A 16,585-nucleotide genomic window follows, 5' to 3' on the forward strand; every position below is an offset into this window, starting at 1 on the left:
CTTAAAGCGTGAAGCTGTTTGCCGGCTTCGGCGAGTGCTTGAGCTTGAAAGTATCCTCGCCAAACGGCGCGGCGCCAATGCTCAGTTTTGTGAAGTCGAGGTCTTCGCCGCGGATGCAGACCTTGATGGCGTTGACCGTCTTATTCACGTCCGGGGTGAGGCAGAAGATGTTGAGCCGGGCGTCGGAAAATTCGCTGCGGTCCACGATCCCCAGGCCCCGCCAGGCCAGATGGCTGATCAGGGCGTCTTTGGCTTTTTCCTCGAGGTACCGGTCGCGGCTGGTCCCCTCCTTGGTCTTCAGCGCGTACTGGGCCACGACCCAGGACTGCTCCTCCGCCGGAATTTCGGCGTAGCCGTCCTCGGCGCACTGCACCGCGAAGGCGTCCATGAGGCGCTCCGCTGCCTCGGCGTCCGCGACGTCGGTCTCGTCCGTCTTGCTCTGGTGCCCGACGACGCCGTGGTTCATCACGAACTGGCTGTAGTCCTCATCAAACCAGGCCTCCCTAAAGTGCAGGGTGCCCTCTTCGTCACGCTTGTAAACTCGGATAATTCCACTCATATGCCAGTTCCTTCCTGGGCCGTCCGGCGCCGGATTCAGTGGCGCCCCACGGGTAGTGCTCAACGGATGTGCTGGCTACAGCAGCGGGATGCTGCCCGTGCTGGGGTGTTCCTGGCCGGGCAAGGGGCGCGCAAACGGCACCTTGGTGCCCAGGACCTGGGCGACGACGTCGTGCGTGATCTGCTGGGCGGTCAGGCCGACCCGTTCGAGCACCTGGCTGCGCGTGCCGTGATCGAGGAACTCGACCGGGAGGCCGACCTCGTTGAGGGCGGTGTCCACGCCCGCGGCACGCATCTCCTGGCGGATCCGGGAGCCGACGCCGCCGGCCCGCACTCCGTCCTCGATACAAATGACCAGGCGGTGGCGCGCGGCGAGATCGATGATGGACTGCCGGACCGGGAGGACCCAGCGGGGATCCACCACCGTGGAGCTGATGCCCTGGGCACCGAGCCGGCTCGAGACGTCCAGCGCGAGTTCTGACATGGCGCCCACGCTGACGATCAGGACGTCGTTCTCGTTCGAGCCCGCGGGCCGGCGGGCCAGCACGTCCACGCCGTCTTCCAGGCGTTCGACCGCATCGACTTCGGGGCCGACGTTGCCCTTGGAGTAGCGGAGCACGCTCGGGGCGTCTTCAATGGCTACAGCCTCACGCAGTTCCTCCCGCAGCCGGGTGGCGTCGCGCGGCGCCGCGAGGTGCAGCCCGGGGACGATCTGGACCATGGCCATGTCCCACATGCCGTGATGGCTTGCGCCGTCGGGACCGGTGACACCGGCCCGGTCCAGCACGATCGTGACGCCGGCTTTGTGCAGGGCCACATCCATCAGCAACTGGTCGAAGGCACGGTTCAGGAACGTCGCGTAGACCGCGACCACCGGGTGCAGTCCCCCGAACGCCATGCCGGCAGCCGAGGTGAGGGCGTGCTGCTCGGCGATGCCGACGTCGAACACGCGCTCCGGGTGCCGGGCAGCGAACTTGTGCAGCCCGACCGGAATCAGCATGGCACCGGTAATCCCGACAATGTCCTGGCGCTCGTCGGCGATGTCGGCGATCTCGTCGGCGAACACCGCGGTCCAGGACTTCGCGCCACCGGCCTCGGTGGGTGCGCCGGTCTCCGGATCGATGATCCCCACGGCATGGAACTGGTCCGCCTCATGGGCACGTGCCGGGGCGTAGCCGTGGCCCTTTTCCGTCATGGCGTGCACGATCACGGGGCCGGCATAGTTCTTGGCGGTGGACAGGGCGTTTTCCATGGCCTGGAGGTCGTGGCCGTCCACGGGACCGATGTACTTCATGCCGAGGTCCTCGAACATGCCCTGCGGGGCCCACCAGTCCTTGATGCCCTTCTTCATGGCGTGCAGGCTCTTGTAGGTGAACTGCCCCGCGGGGCCGCCGTTCTGCAGTTTGCGCTTCCACCACTCGAGCGTGCCTTCATAGGAGGGGGCGGCCCGGAGGGAATCGATCGTGGGGCGCAGGGACGCGAGGTAGTCGGCGAACCCGCCAACTGTCGGGGCGTAGGAGCGGCCGTTGTCGTTGACCACAATCACGACACGGCGCTTCTTGTCCGCCGCGATGTTGTTGATGGCCTCCCAGGCCATGCCGCCGGTCAGGGCGCCGTCGCCCACCACCGCGACGACGAAGCGGTCGCCGTCGCCGGTCAGCTGGCGGGCGCGCGAGATGCCGTCGGCCCAGGACAGCGAGGAGGACGCGTGCGAGCTTTCGACGATGTCGTGCTCGGATTCGCCGCGGTCCGGGTAGCCGGACATGCCGCCCTGCTGGCGAAGCGTGCTGAAATCCTGCCGTCCGGTGAGGAGCTTGTGCACGTAGGACTGGTGCCCTGTGTCAAAGACAATGCTGTCGCGGGGGGAATCGAAGATCCGGTGCACCGCGATGGTGAGCTCGACGACGCCGAGGTTCGGGCCCAGGTGCCCTCCCGTCCGGGAGACGTTGCCGATCAGGAAATCCCTGACCTCGGCTGCCAGCTGATCCAGCTGCGCCCCGGACAACTTACTCAGGTCCTGCGGATTCCGGATGGTGTCCAAGATTCCCAACGGCCCCTCCTTCGGGTGGTAGACATGCCTTTTAACTCTAACGCCTCCGGGCGGGCCGCCGCGCCGGAGGCCTGCACCGCCCCTGATCCAGCGCCCGCCCCCGGAAACGCAACGGCCCCGGCCGGTCAGTGACCGGCCGGGGCCGTTGCATGCGTTACCGGAACCTGCCCGGCAGCTCCGCTAGTGCGCGGAGATCTGGCGCAGGACGTACTGCAGGATCCCGCCGTTGCGGTAGTAGTCCGCCTCGCCCGGGGTGTCGATGCGCAACACGGCGTCGAAGGACGTGACGGAACCGTCTTCGGCGGTGGCCGTGACCTTGAGGGTCTTCGGCGTCGTGCCTTCGTTCAGGGCAGTGACGCCCTCAACTGCGTAGGTTTCCGTACCGGTCAGGCCCAGGCTGGCGGCGTTCTGGCCGGCCGGGTACTGCAGCGGCAGGACACCCATGCCGATCAGGTTGGAGCGGTGGATGCGCTCGTAGCTCTCGGCCACGACAGCCTTGACGCCCAGCAGCGCTGTGCCCTTGGCGGCCCAGTCACGGGACGAACCGGAGCCGTACTCCTTGCCTGCCAGGACCACCAGCGGGGTGCCGGCGGCCTGGTAGTTCTGCGCGGCGTCGTAGACGTAGGCCTGCGGGCCGTCAGCCTGGCTGAAGTCGCGGGTAAAGCCGCCCTCCACGCCGTCCAGGAGCTGGTTCTTGATGCGGATGTTCGCGAACGTGCCGCGGATCATGACCTCGTGGTTGCCACGGCGTGAGCCGTAGGAGTTGAAGTCCTTGCGCTCCACACCGTTGGCCAGCAGGTACTGTCCGGCCGGGGTGTCCGACTTGAAGGAACCGGCCGGGGAGATGTGGTCCGTGGTGACGGAGTCGCCGAGCTTGAGCAGCACGCGCGCACCGGTGATGTCCTGGACCGGCTCCGGCTGGGCCTTCATGCCCTCGAAGTACGGGGGCTTGCGGACGTACGTGGACTTCTCGTCCCAGGCGAAGGTGTCGCCGGCGGGGGTGTCGAGCGCCTTCCAGCGATCGTCGCCCTCAAAGACGCCTTCGTAGCCGCGGGCGAACATTTCCTTGTCGATCGAGGAGTCGATGACTTCCTGGACCTCGACCGGGTTCGGCCAGATGTCCTTCAGGAAGACGTCGTTGCCGGCCTCGTCCTGGCCCAGGGCATCGTTGTCGAAGTCGAAGTCCATGGAACCGGCCAGGGCGTAGGCGATGACCAGCGGCGGGGAGGCCAGGTAGTTCATCTTCACGTCCGGGTTGATCCGGCCTTCGAAGTTACGGTTGCCGGAGAGCACCGCGGTGACGGAGAGGTCGTTGGCCTGGATGGCCTCGGAGATCTCGGCGTCAAGCGGACCGGAGTTGCCGATGCATGTGGCGCAGCCGTAGCCCACGATGTAGAAGCCGAGCTTCTCCAGGTACGGGGTCAGGCCCGACTTGTTGTAGTAGTCGGTGACCACCTTGGAACCGGGAGCCACGGAGGTCTTGACCCACGGCTTGGACGTCAGGCCTTTGTCGACGGCGTTGCGGGCCAGCAGTGCGGCGGCCAGCATCACGGACGGGTTGGACGTGTTGGTGCAGGAGGTGATCGAGGCGATCGACACCGCGCCGTGGTCGAGTTCGAACTCGCGTCCGTCCGCGGTCTTGACGCTGACCTTGTTGGACGGGCGGCCGTTGGACTTCGGGCCGTGCGCGTGCGGGGCCACGTCGCTCAGGTGCGACGACGAGGCGGTGAAGGAGGGCGAGTCCGAAGCCGGGAAGCTTTCGTCGATCGCTTCGTCCAGGCTTCCGCCGGCCAGGTCTTCCTTCACGTAGTTGCGCAGGTCCTCGCGGAACTGGGCCTTGGACTCGGTGAGGATGATGCGGTCCTGCGGGCGCTTCGGGCCGGAGATCGACGGAACAACCGTGGACAGGTCCAGCTCGAGGTACTCGGAGAACTTGATCTCGCGGGAGGGGTCGTGCCAAAGGCCCTGTTCCTTCGCGTACGACTCCACGAGGGCGACGTTCTCGTCGGACCGGCCGGTGAGGCGCAGGTAGTCGAGTGTGACGTCGTCGATCGGGAACATCGCGGCGGTGGAGCCGAACTCCGGGCTCATGTTGCCGATCGTTGCACGGTTGGCCAGCGGCACAGCCGCGACGCCTTCACCGTAGAACTCGACGAACTTGCCGACCACCCCGTGCTGGCGCAGCTGCTCGGTGATGGTCAGGACGACGTCGGTGGCGGTGGCGCCGGCCGGGATGGAGCCGGTGAGCTTGAAGCCCACGACGCGCGGGATGAGCATGGACACGGGCTGGCCGAGCATGGCAGCCTCGGCCTCGATGCCGCCGACGCCCCAGCCCAGCACGCCCAGGCCGTTGACCATGGTGGTGTGCGAGTCGGTGCCGACGCAGGTGTCCGGGTAAGCGCGCACAACGCCGTCGACTTCACGGGTCATGACAGTGCGGGCCAGGTACTCGATGTTGACCTGGTGCACAATGCCGGTGCCCGGCGGGACGACCTTGAAGTCGTCAAATGCAGTCTGGCCCCAGCGCAGGAACTGGTAACGCTCACCGTTGCGCTGGTATTCGATCTCCATGTTGCGCTCCAGTGCGCCGGAGTTACCGAAAGCGTCAATCTGGACCGAGTGGTCAATGACCATTTCGGCCGGCGCCAGCGGGTTGACCCGCTTGGGGTCTCCGCCGAGCTCCTTGACGGCCTCACGCATGGTGGCGAGGTCAACGACGCACGGCACGCCGGTGAAGTCCTGCATGATCACGCGCGCCGGCGTGAACTGGATCTCAGTGTCGGGCTCGGCGCTGGGATCCCAGCCTGCAAGCGCACGGACGTGGTCGGCCGTGATGTTGGCACCGTCCTCGGTCCTCAACAGGTTTTCAAGCAATACCTTGAGGCTGAACGGAAGGTTTTCTGCACCTTCGACGGAGTTCAACCGGAAAATTTCATATTCGGATCCGGCTACATTAAGTTTGCCTTTTGAACCGAAGCTGTCCACAATGCTCATCGCAGGACTCCTCTCGCAACAGTTTCATCTTTGTCGCGCCGCTGGACCCTTGCTAGTTAGGTCGGCCTAACTAATACAGGCATCAGTACATCAAGGTACGCAATGCAGGTAAGAAACACAGGGAACGGCCGTTAATTTAACGCCAATGGTTAATTAACGCCAATGGTCAATTAGTGGTCCATTAACCATTGGTGGAGCGCGACGACGGACTACTACGCCCATCCTAGTGGCATCACGGTTGGGGAGTCAGTAACGCCACAGTCTCCATGTGGTGGGTGTGCGGGTACAGGTCGAAGGCGCGCAGCCCGGCCATGCCCCAGCCGCCCTGCCGGAAATAGCCCAGGTCGCGGGCGAACGACGCCGGATCGCAGGAGACGTAGGCGACGGCCCGGGGACCGGCGTCGATCAGCTGCTTGACTACCGCCTTGCCGGCACCCGCACGCGGCGGGTCCAGGATCAGGGCGTCGAAGCTGCGGGGTTTTTGCCGCAGCACCCGCTCCACGCGGCCCTGGACGATCTCCACCTGGGCGGCGTCGTGCAGGTTCTTGCGTGCATCGCGGCTGGTTCCGGGCGCTCCCTCGACCGAGAGCACGGATCCGGTCACCCCCACGGCATCGGCCAGCGGTGCCGTGAACAGCCCGGCCCCGGCGTACAGGTCCGCCACCACCGAGCCCGGCGCGAGGTAGCCGCCGTCGTGCAGGAAGCCGGTGACGGCGCCGACGAGCGTCTCCGGGGCATCCCGGTGGATTTGCCAGAAACCGTCGCCGGTGACCCGGTAGTCGTGGCCCGCGGCCGACTCCTGGACGTAGGTGCGGCCGCGCAGCTGCAGCACCTCTCCGGTGGCCGGGTCCAGGCTGGCCACCGAGACGTCGTCGGACAGCTGGGCCAGGATGCCGCTGAGCCGCTTGGACCGGGTTCCCGGGGCGGGCACCAGCAGCACCAGCGGCCGGGAGCCGTTCGCCGGGGCGGCAACCTCGACCCGGTCGATGCCCTGCAGGTCGATGTCCCAGAGCCGGAGCGCGTTGATTCCGTCCACGGCCAGCGGCATGTCCCGCACGGGCAGGATGGCATCGGAGCGGTGGGCGTGCATGCCGAGCTTGCCGGCGGGCGTCACGGCGAAGCCGGCGCGCGTGCGCCAGCCCAGGCCGGACGCGGCCGGCTCCCCCGCACTGCCGGCGCCCGCGGCCGCGCCGACGGCCTCGACTGTGATCTGTCCTGCGGGCGCAAGTTCGACGCCGGCCAGCCGCTTGAGCTGTTCAGCCAGGACGTCGGCCTTGAGGCTGCGCTGGCGGGCCAGGGATATGTGGCCGAGTTCGGCGCCGCCGACGGGCGGGTGCCGGTGCGACCAGGAGCGCGCGGAATCGGCGAGGTCCCAGAAGTGCGGCACCCGGTCCGGGGAGGGCTCCAGGACCTCCACCACATCGGCGCGCCAGAATTTCGCGGCCGGGCCGTCGTCGGTGAGCCGGACGCGGACCTTTTCGCCGGGAATCCCGTGCCGGACGAAGATGACGCGTCCCTCGTGCCGGGCCACGCAGTGCCCGCCGTGCGCGACGGGTCCGACGTCGACGACGAGATCGGTGTGGGTATGCGTCCGGGTGTCGGGGGTCATTGGATATCCTGCAGGTTCTTGGCTTCTTCGGACGATTTCAGCTGCCACGGCACACTGGCCACCATGACACCGGGCTCGAAGTGCAGCCGGGTCTTGATGCGCAGCGCGGTCTGGTTGTGGACCAGCTGCTCCCACCATTTGCCCACGACATACTCCGGGATGTACACCACGATCAGGTCGCGGGGCGAATCCCGGCGCATGCTCTTGATGTACTCCATGATCGGGGTCACCGTTTCACGGAAAGGGCTGGCCAGAACGGTCAGCGGCACCGGGATTTCGAGCTTCTCCCAGTCCGCCACAGTCGCCTCGGTCTCCTCCGCACTGATGTCCACCGTGATGGCGTCCAGCCGCGAGGGGCGTGAGGCCCGGGCGTAGGCGAGGGCGCGCAGGACCGGTTTGCGCACGTGCGAGACGAGCAGCACGGCGTGTACACGGGTGGGCAGGGCGCGCGGCGAGGAGTCCTCGTCGACGGCGAGTTCCTTGGCCACGTTGTCATAGTGCGCCCGGATGCTCCACATGATCAGGAACAACACGAACATGGCCAACAGCGCGATCCAGGCGCCCTGGGAGAACTTGGTGATGAGGACGATGATCAGCACCAGTGCGGTCATGCAAAAGCCCACCGTGTTGATGGTCCGGGACTTGATGATGCGCAACCGCACGGCGGGGTCCTTGGACAGTTTCAGTTCCCTGCCCCAGTGCCGGATCATGCCCAGCTGGCTCATCGTGAAGGAGATGAAGACGCCCACGATGTAGAGCTGGATGAGCTTTGTGACGTCGGCGTTGAAGGCGAGGATCAGCACGATGGCGCCGGCCGCGAGGGCCAGGACGCCGTTGCTGAAGGCCAGCCGGTCGCCACGCGTGCGCAGCTGGCGCGGCAGGTAGCCGTCCTGCGCCAGGATCGAGCCGAGAACCGGGAAGCCGTTGAACGCCGTGTTGGAGGCGAACACGAGGATGACGCCGGTGGCGGCCACCACGATGTAGAACGGGATGGAGCCCTCGCCGAAGACGGTCTGTGCGATCTGGCTGATGGCCGGATTCTGGATGTAGCCCTCCTCCAACGGTTTGCCGTTCAGGAGGAATTCGGTCGCCGGGTCCAGGACGATGTGGACCTGGGTGGCGTTGGCCAGGTAGATGATGCCCGCGAGCATGGCGGAGGCAATCACGCCGAGCAGCAGCAGTGTGGTGGCAGCGTTCTTGCTCTTGGGCTTCTGGAAGTTGGGCACACCGTTGCTGATGGCCTCGACGCCGGTCAGGGCAGCCGCGCCCGAGGAGAACGCACGCAGCAGCAGGAACGCGCCGGCCAGGCCGACAAGTCCCTCGTCGAAGCCCGGCTCCGGCACAATTTCGAATGCCGCCGAGGGTGCCTGCCCCAGCTGGCCGGTGGCGGCCTGGAAGATCCCGACCGCGGTCATGCCCAGGATGGAGGCCATGAAGATGTAGGTCGGGACGGCGAAGACGCTGCCGGCCTCCTTGATGCCGCGCAGGTTCACGAGTGCCAGGATGATGACCCCGATCGTGGCAATCGCCGCCTGCTGTCCGTGTAGGGAGGGCACGGCGGTGGTCAGGTACGTCGCGGCCGAGGACATGGACACGGCCACGGTCAGCACATAGTCGACCAGCAGTGCCGAGGCCACGGTGAGGCCGGCATACTTGCCCAGGTTGACGTTGGCGATCTCGTAGTCGCCGCCGCCGGAGGGGTAGGCGTGGACGTTTTGGCGGTAAGAGGCCACCACGGTCAGGAGCACCACCATCACGGCGAGGCCCACCAGGGGCGAGATGGCCACCGCACTCACGCCGGCCAGGGCCAGAGTCAGCAGGATTTCGTCGGGCGCATAGGCCACGGAGGACAGCGCGTCCGAGGCGAAAATGGGCAGCGCGATCCGCTTCGGCAAGAGTGTGTGGGCCAGACGGTCGTTCCGGAAGGGCTTGCCTACCAGCACCCGCTTCACGGCATTGAAAATTGTCAGCACCACACAAAGCTAGTCTGATTCGGACGCGATGTCATGACGGTGAAGCCGGCGTACACAAGGCCGTGAGCCGGCGCCCCGTGGCCGTGGCCTTCCGGGACCGCGTGGCCGGTAGAGTTTTACGCAGTATCAGACGCAGAACCAAGAGGAGGCCCATGTGGCGCACTTCGTGATCATGGGTTGTGGCCGTGTCGGGGCGACCCTGGCACACACGCTCGAGGACGCCGGGCATTCGGTGGCCATCATCGACCAGGATGACCGTGCCTTCCGGCGGCTCCGCACAGGTTTTTCCGGACGGAAGGTCACGGGGGTCGGGTTTGACCGCGAGACGATGAAGCGCGCCGGCGTCGAGGAAGCCTATGCCTTCGCGGCCGTTTCCAGCGGCGACAACTCCAACATCCTCGCCACCCGGGTGGCGCGGGAGACCTTCCACGTTCCGCATGTGGTGGCCAGGATCTATGACCCGGGCCGCGCCGAAATCTACCAGCGCCTCGGCATTCCCACGGTCGCCGCAGTCCGCTGGAGCGCCGACCAGGTGCTGCGCCGCATCCTGCCCGAACAGCACATTGCCGGTGACTTCCGGGAACCCTCGGGCCGGCTGGTCCTCGCGGAGGTTGACCTCAACCCCGACTGGATCGGGCACCCGATCTCCTCGATCGAGAAGGCGGCCGGCATCCGGATCGCGTATCTGACCCGGTTCGGCGAGGGCATGCTGCCCGCTGCCGCCACGTCCTATCAGGACGGCGATACTGTCCACGCCATGCTGAACGTGGAGCGGAGCTCCGAGATCGGCCACATTCTCGCCAAATCCCCCGCCAAGGAGTCCTAAGTGAAAGTCGTCATCGTCGGTGCCGGAAGCGTCGGGTCCTCAATCGCCCGCGAGCTGCTGGCCCACAAGCACGAAATCCTGCTGATCGACGAGAAGCCGGAGGTCATCGGCCGGAGCGGGCTGCGCGGCGCCCACTGGCTGGTCGGTGACGCCTGCGAGCTGAGCACGCTGCAGGACGCCAAACTCGAGGACGCCGACGTCGTGGTCTCCGCCACCGGTGACGACAAGGTCAACCTTGTGGTCTCGCTGCTGGCCAAGACGGAATTCGGCGTCGGGCGTACCGTCGGCCGGGTCAACAACCCCAAGAACGACTGGATGTTCGACGACTCCTGGGGCGTCGACGTCGCGGTCAACACCCCGCAGCTGATGACCGCCCTGGTGGAGGAGGCGGTGGAAATCGGTGACCTGGTCCGGCTGCTGACGCTGCAGACCGGGGTGTCCTCGCTGGTGGAGTTCACGGTCCCGCACGACTCGCACGTGATCGGGCTGACCGTGGGCGATGTCCAGTGGCCCGAGGACGCCACCCTCGTCGCGATCCTGCGGGACCAGGCGCCCATCACACCGAGCCGCGACGACGTGATCGACGGCGGCGACGAGCTGTTCTTTGTCACCACGATCGCGGCCGAGGACGACCTCCGCGCCCTGCTGGCACCCGAATCCCCGCTGGAGGAACAGCATCCGGTGACCTCGGACCAGCACGGCCACGGCACCCAGCCGGCCGGGGACGACGGCTTCGACGGCTGATCCCCTTGCTGACCTAAAGATGCGCTGTCACTAATGGCCGTTCCCGGGCTTGGGAACGGCCATTACTGATAGCGCATTTATGGGTCAGTTGGCCTCTGGGGCCGCTGTGGGCACCGGGGCTGGCCGAGTGATCAGCCAGGCAATCCAGATGCCGAGGATATACAGCGGGGCGCCCATGAGGAGCCTGGTGGTGGCGAGGGCGGCGAGGCCCTGCTCCCCCATGAAGTAGAGCGGTACCTGCACCACGAGCCGCAGGACCAGGACGGCGACGATCACCCACGTGCCGATGCTGTATGCCCTGATCCGCTTCGGGTCCTTGCGCCATTCCAAGCCCTCGTTGCGGATGAAGCCGAAGAGCAGTCCGGCGATCGGCCAGCGCACGGCCACGGAGATCGACATTGCCACGATGTAGCCGACGTTGGTGAAGAACCCCAGGACGTAGAAGTTCTCTGCTTTGCCGGTCGACGTGGCCAGCCAGGCAGAGAGTCCGACGCCGATGAAGCCCGCCAGTGCCTGCGTCAGCGGTTTGCGCTGGACCAGCCGCGCCACAGTGAAGATGGCGGCCACCGCCAGGGAAGCTGTGACGGCCATCGCCAGGTTTTCCCGGTCGATGGTGAACGCAATCAGGAAGACCAGGCCGGGCAGGATACTTTCGGCGATGCCCTGGATGCCGCCGGCGCTCTTAAGTACGTCGATGTTGCCGTTGCTCGACCGGTGCAGGCCGGCCTTGGCCGCATAGTCCCCGGCCAACTGGGCAACGGTGGGCTGGGACGCCGCGGGATCGGCGGCCGTCGGCCCGGCGGCTGTTGGCTGGGAAGTCACCGGCGCGGCAATGTCCCGGCCGCCGTCGGCGGTTTCCCCCGGTTCCTGCCGGCCGATGTCTTGCTGAGGCCGGTCCGGGCGGGCCCGCTCGGGGTGTTCGGGCAGGGTCATTGCTCCTCCTGGCGGGAGAGTATTTCGTAGCGGGGGTTGAAGATCGTCGGCAGCCCGTCGCGCATGGTTACCATGCCCTCGAGGCGGAGCTCCGTTCCGGCGTCGACACCGGGGATCCGGCGCCGGCCCAGCCATACGACGCGCAGCCGCTCCTTGGGACCGGCCGGCCGCTGGCGCTGAGCGCCGGGGCGCACCCGGTGTGTGGATACCCCGTTGGCCGGCAGGCTGCTCGCCGCTCCTGCGCCTGAGCCGGCCTTGGCACCAAGGCCCGGGAACCGGCTGACGGGCGCGGGTGCGTCGTGATCGATCAGGATCGCAATGAAGGAGGCCACCTGGTTGGCGGGCACGTACGTCACGGACTCGATGAAGCCGTGGCACAGCACCCGCCCGCGGTCCGGCAAGTCCCGGACGGACATGGCGGCGGTGGCTTTCCTGCCGGCGGCATCAGCCAATCTGGGTTATCTCCGGTCCGCGTTCGGGCTGTTCGAATTCGGGGGCCGCCTGCGGCGACGGTGCAGCGGCGGTGTCCTTGGGCAGTCGCAGCTGCAGCAAGTCACGCGGCGGCATGGGGTTCTCGCCACGGACCACCACGATCTTCCGGAAGAGCCCCTCCAGCCCGGCCGCCGCGTCGCGGTCAAGGGCCGCCTCGCCGCCGAATACCCCGCGGAGGAACCAGCGCGGACCGTCGACGCCGATGAAGCGGGCCACGCGGTACCCCTGGCTGCCGTCTGCGCCGCCGGCGGGAAGCTTCGCCACGAGCTCGACGCCGAAGCTGCCTTCGACCTCCTCGACCTGGCCGCCCTGGCTGCCGACCGACTGGCCGATTTGCTCACGGATTTCATCCCACAGGCCCTCGGAGCGGGGGGCGGCGAAGGCCTGCAGCTGAAGGCTCGAGCCCTCCAGGTCCATGGTGACGGCGACGACGCGCTGGCTCGCCTCTTCGACCTCCAAGCGGAGCTGGAGTCCCTCGCGGGGCGCGATCAACAGCGCGCCGAGGTCCACATACCCGTCCTGGTCCTCGATTTCCGAGACGTCGAAGGGCCCGGTCGCGGCCCGGCCAGCGGTTTCGGCAACGTTCCCGGCCGGCGTCGCAGCGGCGTCACTGGCAGCTTCCGTGGCTTCGCCCGGCTCTGCTGGCTGCTGCTGTTTGGCTTTCCTGCCGCGCCCAAAAACCATGGGGTGTCTCCTTCAGTTGTGGTCCTGTACCGCCGCCCGGCGCCGTCCTGGCGCCTGTCCGCGTGGCCGCCCGCTACCCCGCGGCCGGTTCGTTGTTCCCTGCATCATTTCCTGCATCGCTGATCATTTCCCAGCGCCTGTGTTGCTGTCATGCCCGTGTTGCTTCAATGCCTATGTTGCTTCAATGCCTATGTTGCTTCAGTGTCTATGTGCTGCAGTGCCTGTGTGCTTCGGCGCCGATGCGCCGCAGTGCCTGCGGCACTGCAGAAACGCAGTTGGCTCCCGAGGCCTTGCCGGGGCCTGCGCTCAGGCCGGTCCGCCGAAACCGCCGGTGGAGCCGAAGCCTCCCCCGCCGCGGACGGAGCCGTCGAGCTCCTCGACCGGGAGGAACCTGGCGTACTCCACGCGCTGAATGACCATTTGTGCAATTCTATCGCCGCGGCGGAGCTCGATCGTCTCGTGCCGGTCCGTATTGAGCAGTGTCACCGCGATTTCCCCGCGGTAACCGGCGTCCACGGTCCCGGGGGCGTTCACCACCGTGAGTCCGTGCTTGGTGGCGAGGCCGGACCGGGGGTGGATCAGCGCAACGAAACCATCCGGCAGCGCAATCGAGACGCCGGTCGGGACGAGGCGGCGCTCCCCCGGCGCGAGGACAACGTCCTCCCGGGCGCGAAGGTCGGCGCCGGCGTCGCCCGGGTGCGCATACGACGGCGGCTCGAGCCCGTCGTCGAGCATTTTCAGCTGTACCGTCAAGGTGGGCGTTCCGTAGGCTGCGTCGCTTGCCGTGGAGGCGGCACTGGCGACGGCGGTGTTTTCTTCAGTCACAGTCCCTCACTCTAACGCCCGCGAGGAACATCGTCCTAGCCGCTGCCGGCCTGCCCGCGCACGGCGCCCGCGGGACTGGAGCCGGGTTGAGGCGGGTTGATCCGGGGCTGGAGCCGGGCGGGGGCCGAGGTGAAATAGGCCGGGAAAGATGAAAAGCTGTGCTTATGCCCGAATCCAGCGCAGCCGCGCCTGCCCCTAAGAGCGCCCCGAGCGACTCCACTGTCCTTTACTCCGAGAAGCTTTGGCCGAACTTCTGGATCTGGCTGGTCTCGGCAGGGTTCTCCAGCGCCGGGATCCTCATGCTGGCCCCCATCAGCATCTGGGCCGGCATTACGGCAGCAATCGTTCTCTTCATCATCATCTCCGTGCTGCTGGTCCTGTCCACGCCGTCAATTGCTGTCACGAGGACCACCCTGAAGGTGGGCAGGGCCACCATTGAACGCGGGTTCCTGGGCAAGGCCACAGCGTTCCGGGGCAAGGAAGCGACCGCGGAACGCGGCACCCGGCTCAACGGGCTGGCGTTCCTGTGCATCCGCGGCTGGGTGGATCCGGTGGTCCGGATCGAGATCGAGGACCCCTCGGACCGCACCCCCTACTGGCTCACGTCCACCCGCCACCCCGAACAGCTGATCGCCGCGCTCAACGCCTAGTTCAGGCCGTCTCCGCCACGGTTCCTGCGCGGCTTCCAGCCACGGTTCCTGCGCGCCGCCAGGCGCGCAGGGGTCCCAAATGCGTGACCGGGACCCGGGCTCCCGGTCTCAGCTGCCGCGTCCCTAGCCCTCGCAATCCTTGCAATACTTGAGGCCGTCCTTTTCGCGGGCAATCTGCGAACGGTGGCGGACGAGGAAGCAGGAGGCACACGTGAATTCGTCTGCCTGGGCGGGCAGGACCCGGACCAGCAGTTCCTCCCCGGACAGGTCTGCGCCGGGAAGTTCGTAGCCTTCGGCGAGGTCGGACTCATCTTCATCCACCACAGCGGAAGGCTTCTCCGTACGCCGCGCCTTCAGAGCCTCAATCGAATCCTCACTGAGGTCTTCTTCGGTCTTACGCGGCGCATCGTAATCAGTCGCCATTATTTGTTGCTCACACTCCGCATTCGTTCGATTGATTCGCCGTTCCAGGATGGCCCGCCGGGATGGTAACCCTGGGCTCCGGGAGCGGTTCACCGTTGTAACGCCGGACATGCGGTTTTTGTGCCCGGTGTCGGGTCATTTTTGCTTAAGCGCCCACCGAATGCCAGAGCCCACTGGTCCCCTCCCCCCGATCTCTCCCGCAGACCCGCAAAAACCGGCGGAAAGTCGCGGAAAGTCGCGGAAAATCACGGCGCGCCAGCCGTCCTAACCCGAAATGCGTCCCGCTGGTGGCAGAGTTTCGATTGTTAGTAATGCCAGGGTGGAGGATTTGTATGCAGGATCTACGGCTTGTAGGCGTCCACGACGACGGAGAGCATCTCCTGTTGAGTGGCACCGGCGGCGAGATGTTCCAGCTGCCGATCGATGAAGCACTTCGGGTGGCAGCCAGCCGGACGTCGGCGAAGACCGCGTCCAGCGCGGCCGCACCCCCTATTGCCATGTCACCGCGCGATATCCAGACCAGGATTCGCAACGGGGCCACCGCCGCCGAAGTGGCGGAACTGTCCGGAATTCCGCTGGAGAAAGTCCAGCGCTACGAGGGCCCGGTCCTGGCCGAACGCGAGTACATCGCCCAGCAGGCCCGCAAGGTGGAGGTCGCCTCCCCTGCCCCGGGCCACGACGCCTACCGGTCCGTGTTCGGTGAAAACCCGGCGTCCCTCAGCGACATGGTCGAACACCGGCTCAGGGCGTACGGCGTTGAACCCTCAACACTGGAGTGGGATTCCTGGCGCCGTCCCGACGGCAGCTGGAACGTGGTGGCCCGCTTTGAGCCCAAGCCCGGCGGACCGGCCGGAATCGGCGAGGAGCCGCCGGCCCTGTGGACCTTCCACCCCGCCCGGAAGACTTTGCAAAACGCCAACCGCTGGGCCCAGCAGCTGAGCGAACTTGAGCCGCTCGAAGGCCCCGTGCCGACGCGGCGCCTCACGGCCGTCTCCGACCGGCCCTTCGACTTTGAGACCGATGCCGAGGCTGCGGCCCGCACAGCGACCGGCCAGCACAGCATTATTCACCAGATGCTGCTCCAGCAGGACAGGATCCACCAGGAACAGGACGCCGACGGGCTGCTGGACATGCTGCGTTCCCGCCGCGGCCAGCGGATCGGCGTGGACGAGGACGCGGACGACGCCCTCGCCACGCTCCTGACCACCGGGGTCCCCGCGGCCCACCCCCGCCCGTCGGAGGTGCCGGACGCAACCGAAGTTCCGCAAGCAGCGGAACCGGAAGCCACCCCCGAAGCCGCTGCGGAAGGCGATCCGGACTCGGCCGACACCGACCCGGCCGGCATCAAGCCCGGGCTCCCGGAAGTTCCGGCAGCGGAGGCGGCCGCCCCGTCAGAAACCGACCCCTTCACGCGACGGCGCGACGGCAGGCCGTCGATGCTCTCGCGCCTGACCCTCGCACCGCGCCTCCCGGAAGAGGACGATGCCCTGAAACTGCACGACGGCGTCAGCACCGAGACCCGGGAAGTCACCATCGCGGCCTCGCAATTGCGCCCGGCCCCTAAGAGCGGCCCGACGGCAAGCCCGGGCCTGGATGAACTGATCGGCGGCGGAACGTCCCGGCGGCAGCACCGCGAGTCCCACGCCGCTACCCGGAACGAGGCCGGCACGGACCAGCCGGAGCGCCAGCCGGCCAAGCCGAAGCGGTCCAGTGTTCCAAGCTGGGACGAAATCGTCTTCGGAACCCGCAACGACCAATAAGAACCAGACCCGAAATTCCAGGCAGGGATTTCAGGCTGGGATTTCAAGCAGGGATTACAAGCAG

14 protein-coding genes are annotated in these 16,585 nt (G+C 66.9%); 4 read left to right on the top strand and 10 right to left on the bottom strand.

Features of this window, described 5'->3' with window-relative positions; translation table 11 throughout:
* Position 1 precedes the first annotated feature (1 nt).
* From C560_RS0102460 to C560_RS0102480, 5 genes are all read right to left on the bottom strand, one after another.
* Positions 2–559 carry a hypothetical protein gene (locus C560_RS0102460; RefSeq protein ID WP_018772427.1) on the bottom strand — a complete coding sequence of 186 codons (558 nt, stop codon included), beginning with the start codon at positions 557–559 and terminating at the stop codon, positions 2–4.
* A 75-nt stretch (positions 560–634) separates the two neighbouring features.
* A complete protein-coding gene (gene dxs, locus C560_RS0102465) occupies positions 635–2,608 on the bottom strand; it encodes a 1-deoxy-D-xylulose-5-phosphate synthase (protein ID WP_026537003.1) in 1,974 nt (657 codons plus the stop codon).
* 180 nt (positions 2,609–2,788) lie between these two features.
* Entirely contained in the window at positions 2,789–5,602 is a 2,814-nt protein-coding gene (locus C560_RS0102470; RefSeq protein WP_026537004.1) for an aconitate hydratase, read from the bottom strand.
* Positions 5,603–5,834: 232 nt separating this feature from the next.
* Entirely contained in the window at positions 5,835–7,211 is a 1,377-nt protein-coding gene (locus tag C560_RS0102475) for a class I SAM-dependent RNA methyltransferase (protein WP_026537005.1), read from the bottom strand.
* Complete coding sequence (locus tag C560_RS0102480; protein WP_197026095.1) at positions 7,208–9,184, bottom strand: APC family permease; 1,977 nt, start codon at positions 9,182–9,184, stop codon at positions 7,208–7,210. Before C560_RS0102480 ends, C560_RS0102475 begins: the two co-directional genes overlap by 4 nt.
* Positions 9,185–9,338: 154 nt before the next feature.
* Here C560_RS0102480 and C560_RS0102485 point away from each other — a divergent pair, with 154 nt between their 5' ends.
* Both C560_RS0102485 and C560_RS0102490 read left to right on the top strand, forming a co-directional pair.
* Positions 9,339–10,010 carry a potassium channel family protein gene (locus C560_RS0102485; RefSeq protein WP_018772422.1) on the top strand — a complete coding sequence of 224 codons (672 nt, stop codon included), beginning with the start codon at positions 9,339–9,341 and terminating at the stop codon, positions 10,008–10,010.
* Positions 10,011–10,754: a potassium channel family protein gene (locus C560_RS0102490; RefSeq protein WP_026537007.1), complete on the top strand. Its 744-nt coding sequence runs from the start codon at positions 10,011–10,013 to the stop codon at positions 10,752–10,754.
* An 84-nt stretch (positions 10,755–10,838) separates the two neighbouring features.
* Here the strand turns inward: C560_RS0102490 and C560_RS0102495 are convergent, their stop codons facing one another.
* The 4 genes from C560_RS0102495 to dut all read right to left on the bottom strand — a co-directional run bounded on the left by C560_RS0102495 (position 10,839) and on the right by dut (position 13,688).
* A complete protein-coding gene (locus C560_RS0102495) occupies positions 10,839–11,687 on the bottom strand; it encodes a DUF3159 domain-containing protein (protein WP_026537008.1) in 849 nt (282 codons plus the stop codon).
* Entirely contained in the window at positions 11,684–12,139 is a 456-nt protein-coding gene (locus tag C560_RS0102500) for a hypothetical protein (RefSeq protein ID WP_026537009.1), read from the bottom strand. The genes C560_RS0102495 and C560_RS0102500 overlap by 4 nt, the downstream gene beginning before the upstream one ends.
* The gene (locus tag C560_RS0102505) at positions 12,132–12,863 is read right to left on the bottom strand and encodes a DUF3710 domain-containing protein (protein ID WP_026537010.1); all 732 of its coding nucleotides are present in this window, start codon (positions 12,861–12,863) and stop codon (positions 12,132–12,134) included. The genes C560_RS0102500 and C560_RS0102505 overlap by 8 nt, the downstream gene beginning before the upstream one ends.
* A gap of 306 nt (positions 12,864–13,169) precedes the next feature.
* Positions 13,170–13,688, bottom strand: coding sequence for a dUTP diphosphatase (gene dut, locus C560_RS0102510; protein ID WP_026537011.1), 519 nt, complete (start codon positions 13,686–13,688; stop codon positions 13,170–13,172).
* Between the two features lie 164 nt (positions 13,689–13,852).
* Here dut and C560_RS0102515 point away from each other — a divergent pair, with 164 nt between their 5' ends.
* Positions 13,853–14,338 carry a DUF3093 domain-containing protein gene (locus tag C560_RS0102515; protein WP_026537012.1) on the top strand — a complete coding sequence of 162 codons (486 nt, stop codon included), beginning with the start codon at positions 13,853–13,855 and terminating at the stop codon, positions 14,336–14,338.
* A gap of 123 nt (positions 14,339–14,461) precedes the next feature.
* Here C560_RS0102515 and C560_RS0102520 read toward each other — a convergent pair whose 3' ends face one another.
* Entirely contained in the window at positions 14,462–14,761 is a 300-nt protein-coding gene (locus tag C560_RS0102520; protein ID WP_018772415.1) for a DUF4193 domain-containing protein, read from the bottom strand.
* A 332-nt stretch (positions 14,762–15,093) separates the two neighbouring features.
* On the opposite strand from C560_RS0102520, the gene sepH reads away from it, so the two are divergent.
* A complete protein-coding gene (gene sepH, locus C560_RS0102525) occupies positions 15,094–16,521 on the top strand; it encodes a septation protein SepH (protein ID WP_026537013.1) in 1,428 nt (475 codons plus the stop codon).
* The last annotated feature ends 64 nt before the right edge of the window (positions 16,522–16,585 follow it).

Origin of the sequence: Arthrobacter sp. 9MFCol3.1, from assembly GCF_000620385.1 — a bacterium.
GTDB lineage: Bacteria > Actinomycetota > Actinomycetes > Actinomycetales > Micrococcaceae > Arthrobacter.

What these genes read in the sequence shown, in the direction of transcription:
- sepH (WP_026537013.1), top strand. Translation starts at nt 15,094, where the DNA reads ATGCAGGATCTACGGCTTGTAGGCGTCCACGACGACGGAGAGCATCTC.
- C560_RS0102475 (WP_026537005.1), bottom strand. Translation starts at nt 7,211, where the DNA reads ATGACCCCCGACACCCGGACGCATACCCACACCGATCTCGTCGTCGAC.
- C560_RS0102515 (WP_026537012.1), top strand. Translation starts at nt 13,853, where the DNA reads ATGCCCGAATCCAGCGCAGCCGCGCCTGCCCCTAAGAGCGCCCCGAGC.
- C560_RS0102460 (WP_018772427.1), bottom strand. Translation starts at nt 559, where the DNA reads ATGAGTGGAATTATCCGAGTTTACAAGCGTGACGAAGAGGGCACCCTG.
- C560_RS0102520 (WP_018772415.1), bottom strand. Translation starts at nt 14,761, where the DNA reads ATGGCGACTGATTACGATGCGCCGCGTAAGACCGAAGAAGACCTCAGT.
- C560_RS0102495 (WP_026537008.1), bottom strand. Translation starts at nt 11,687, where the DNA reads ATGACCCTGCCCGAACACCCCGAGCGGGCCCGCCCGGACCGGCCTCAG.
- C560_RS0102470 (WP_026537004.1), bottom strand. Translation starts at nt 5,602, where the DNA reads ATGAGCATTGTGGACAGCTTCGGTTCAAAAGGCAAACTTAATGTAGCC.
- C560_RS0102505 (WP_026537010.1), bottom strand. Translation starts at nt 12,863, where the DNA reads ATGGTTTTTGGGCGCGGCAGGAAAGCCAAACAGCAGCAGCCAGCAGAG.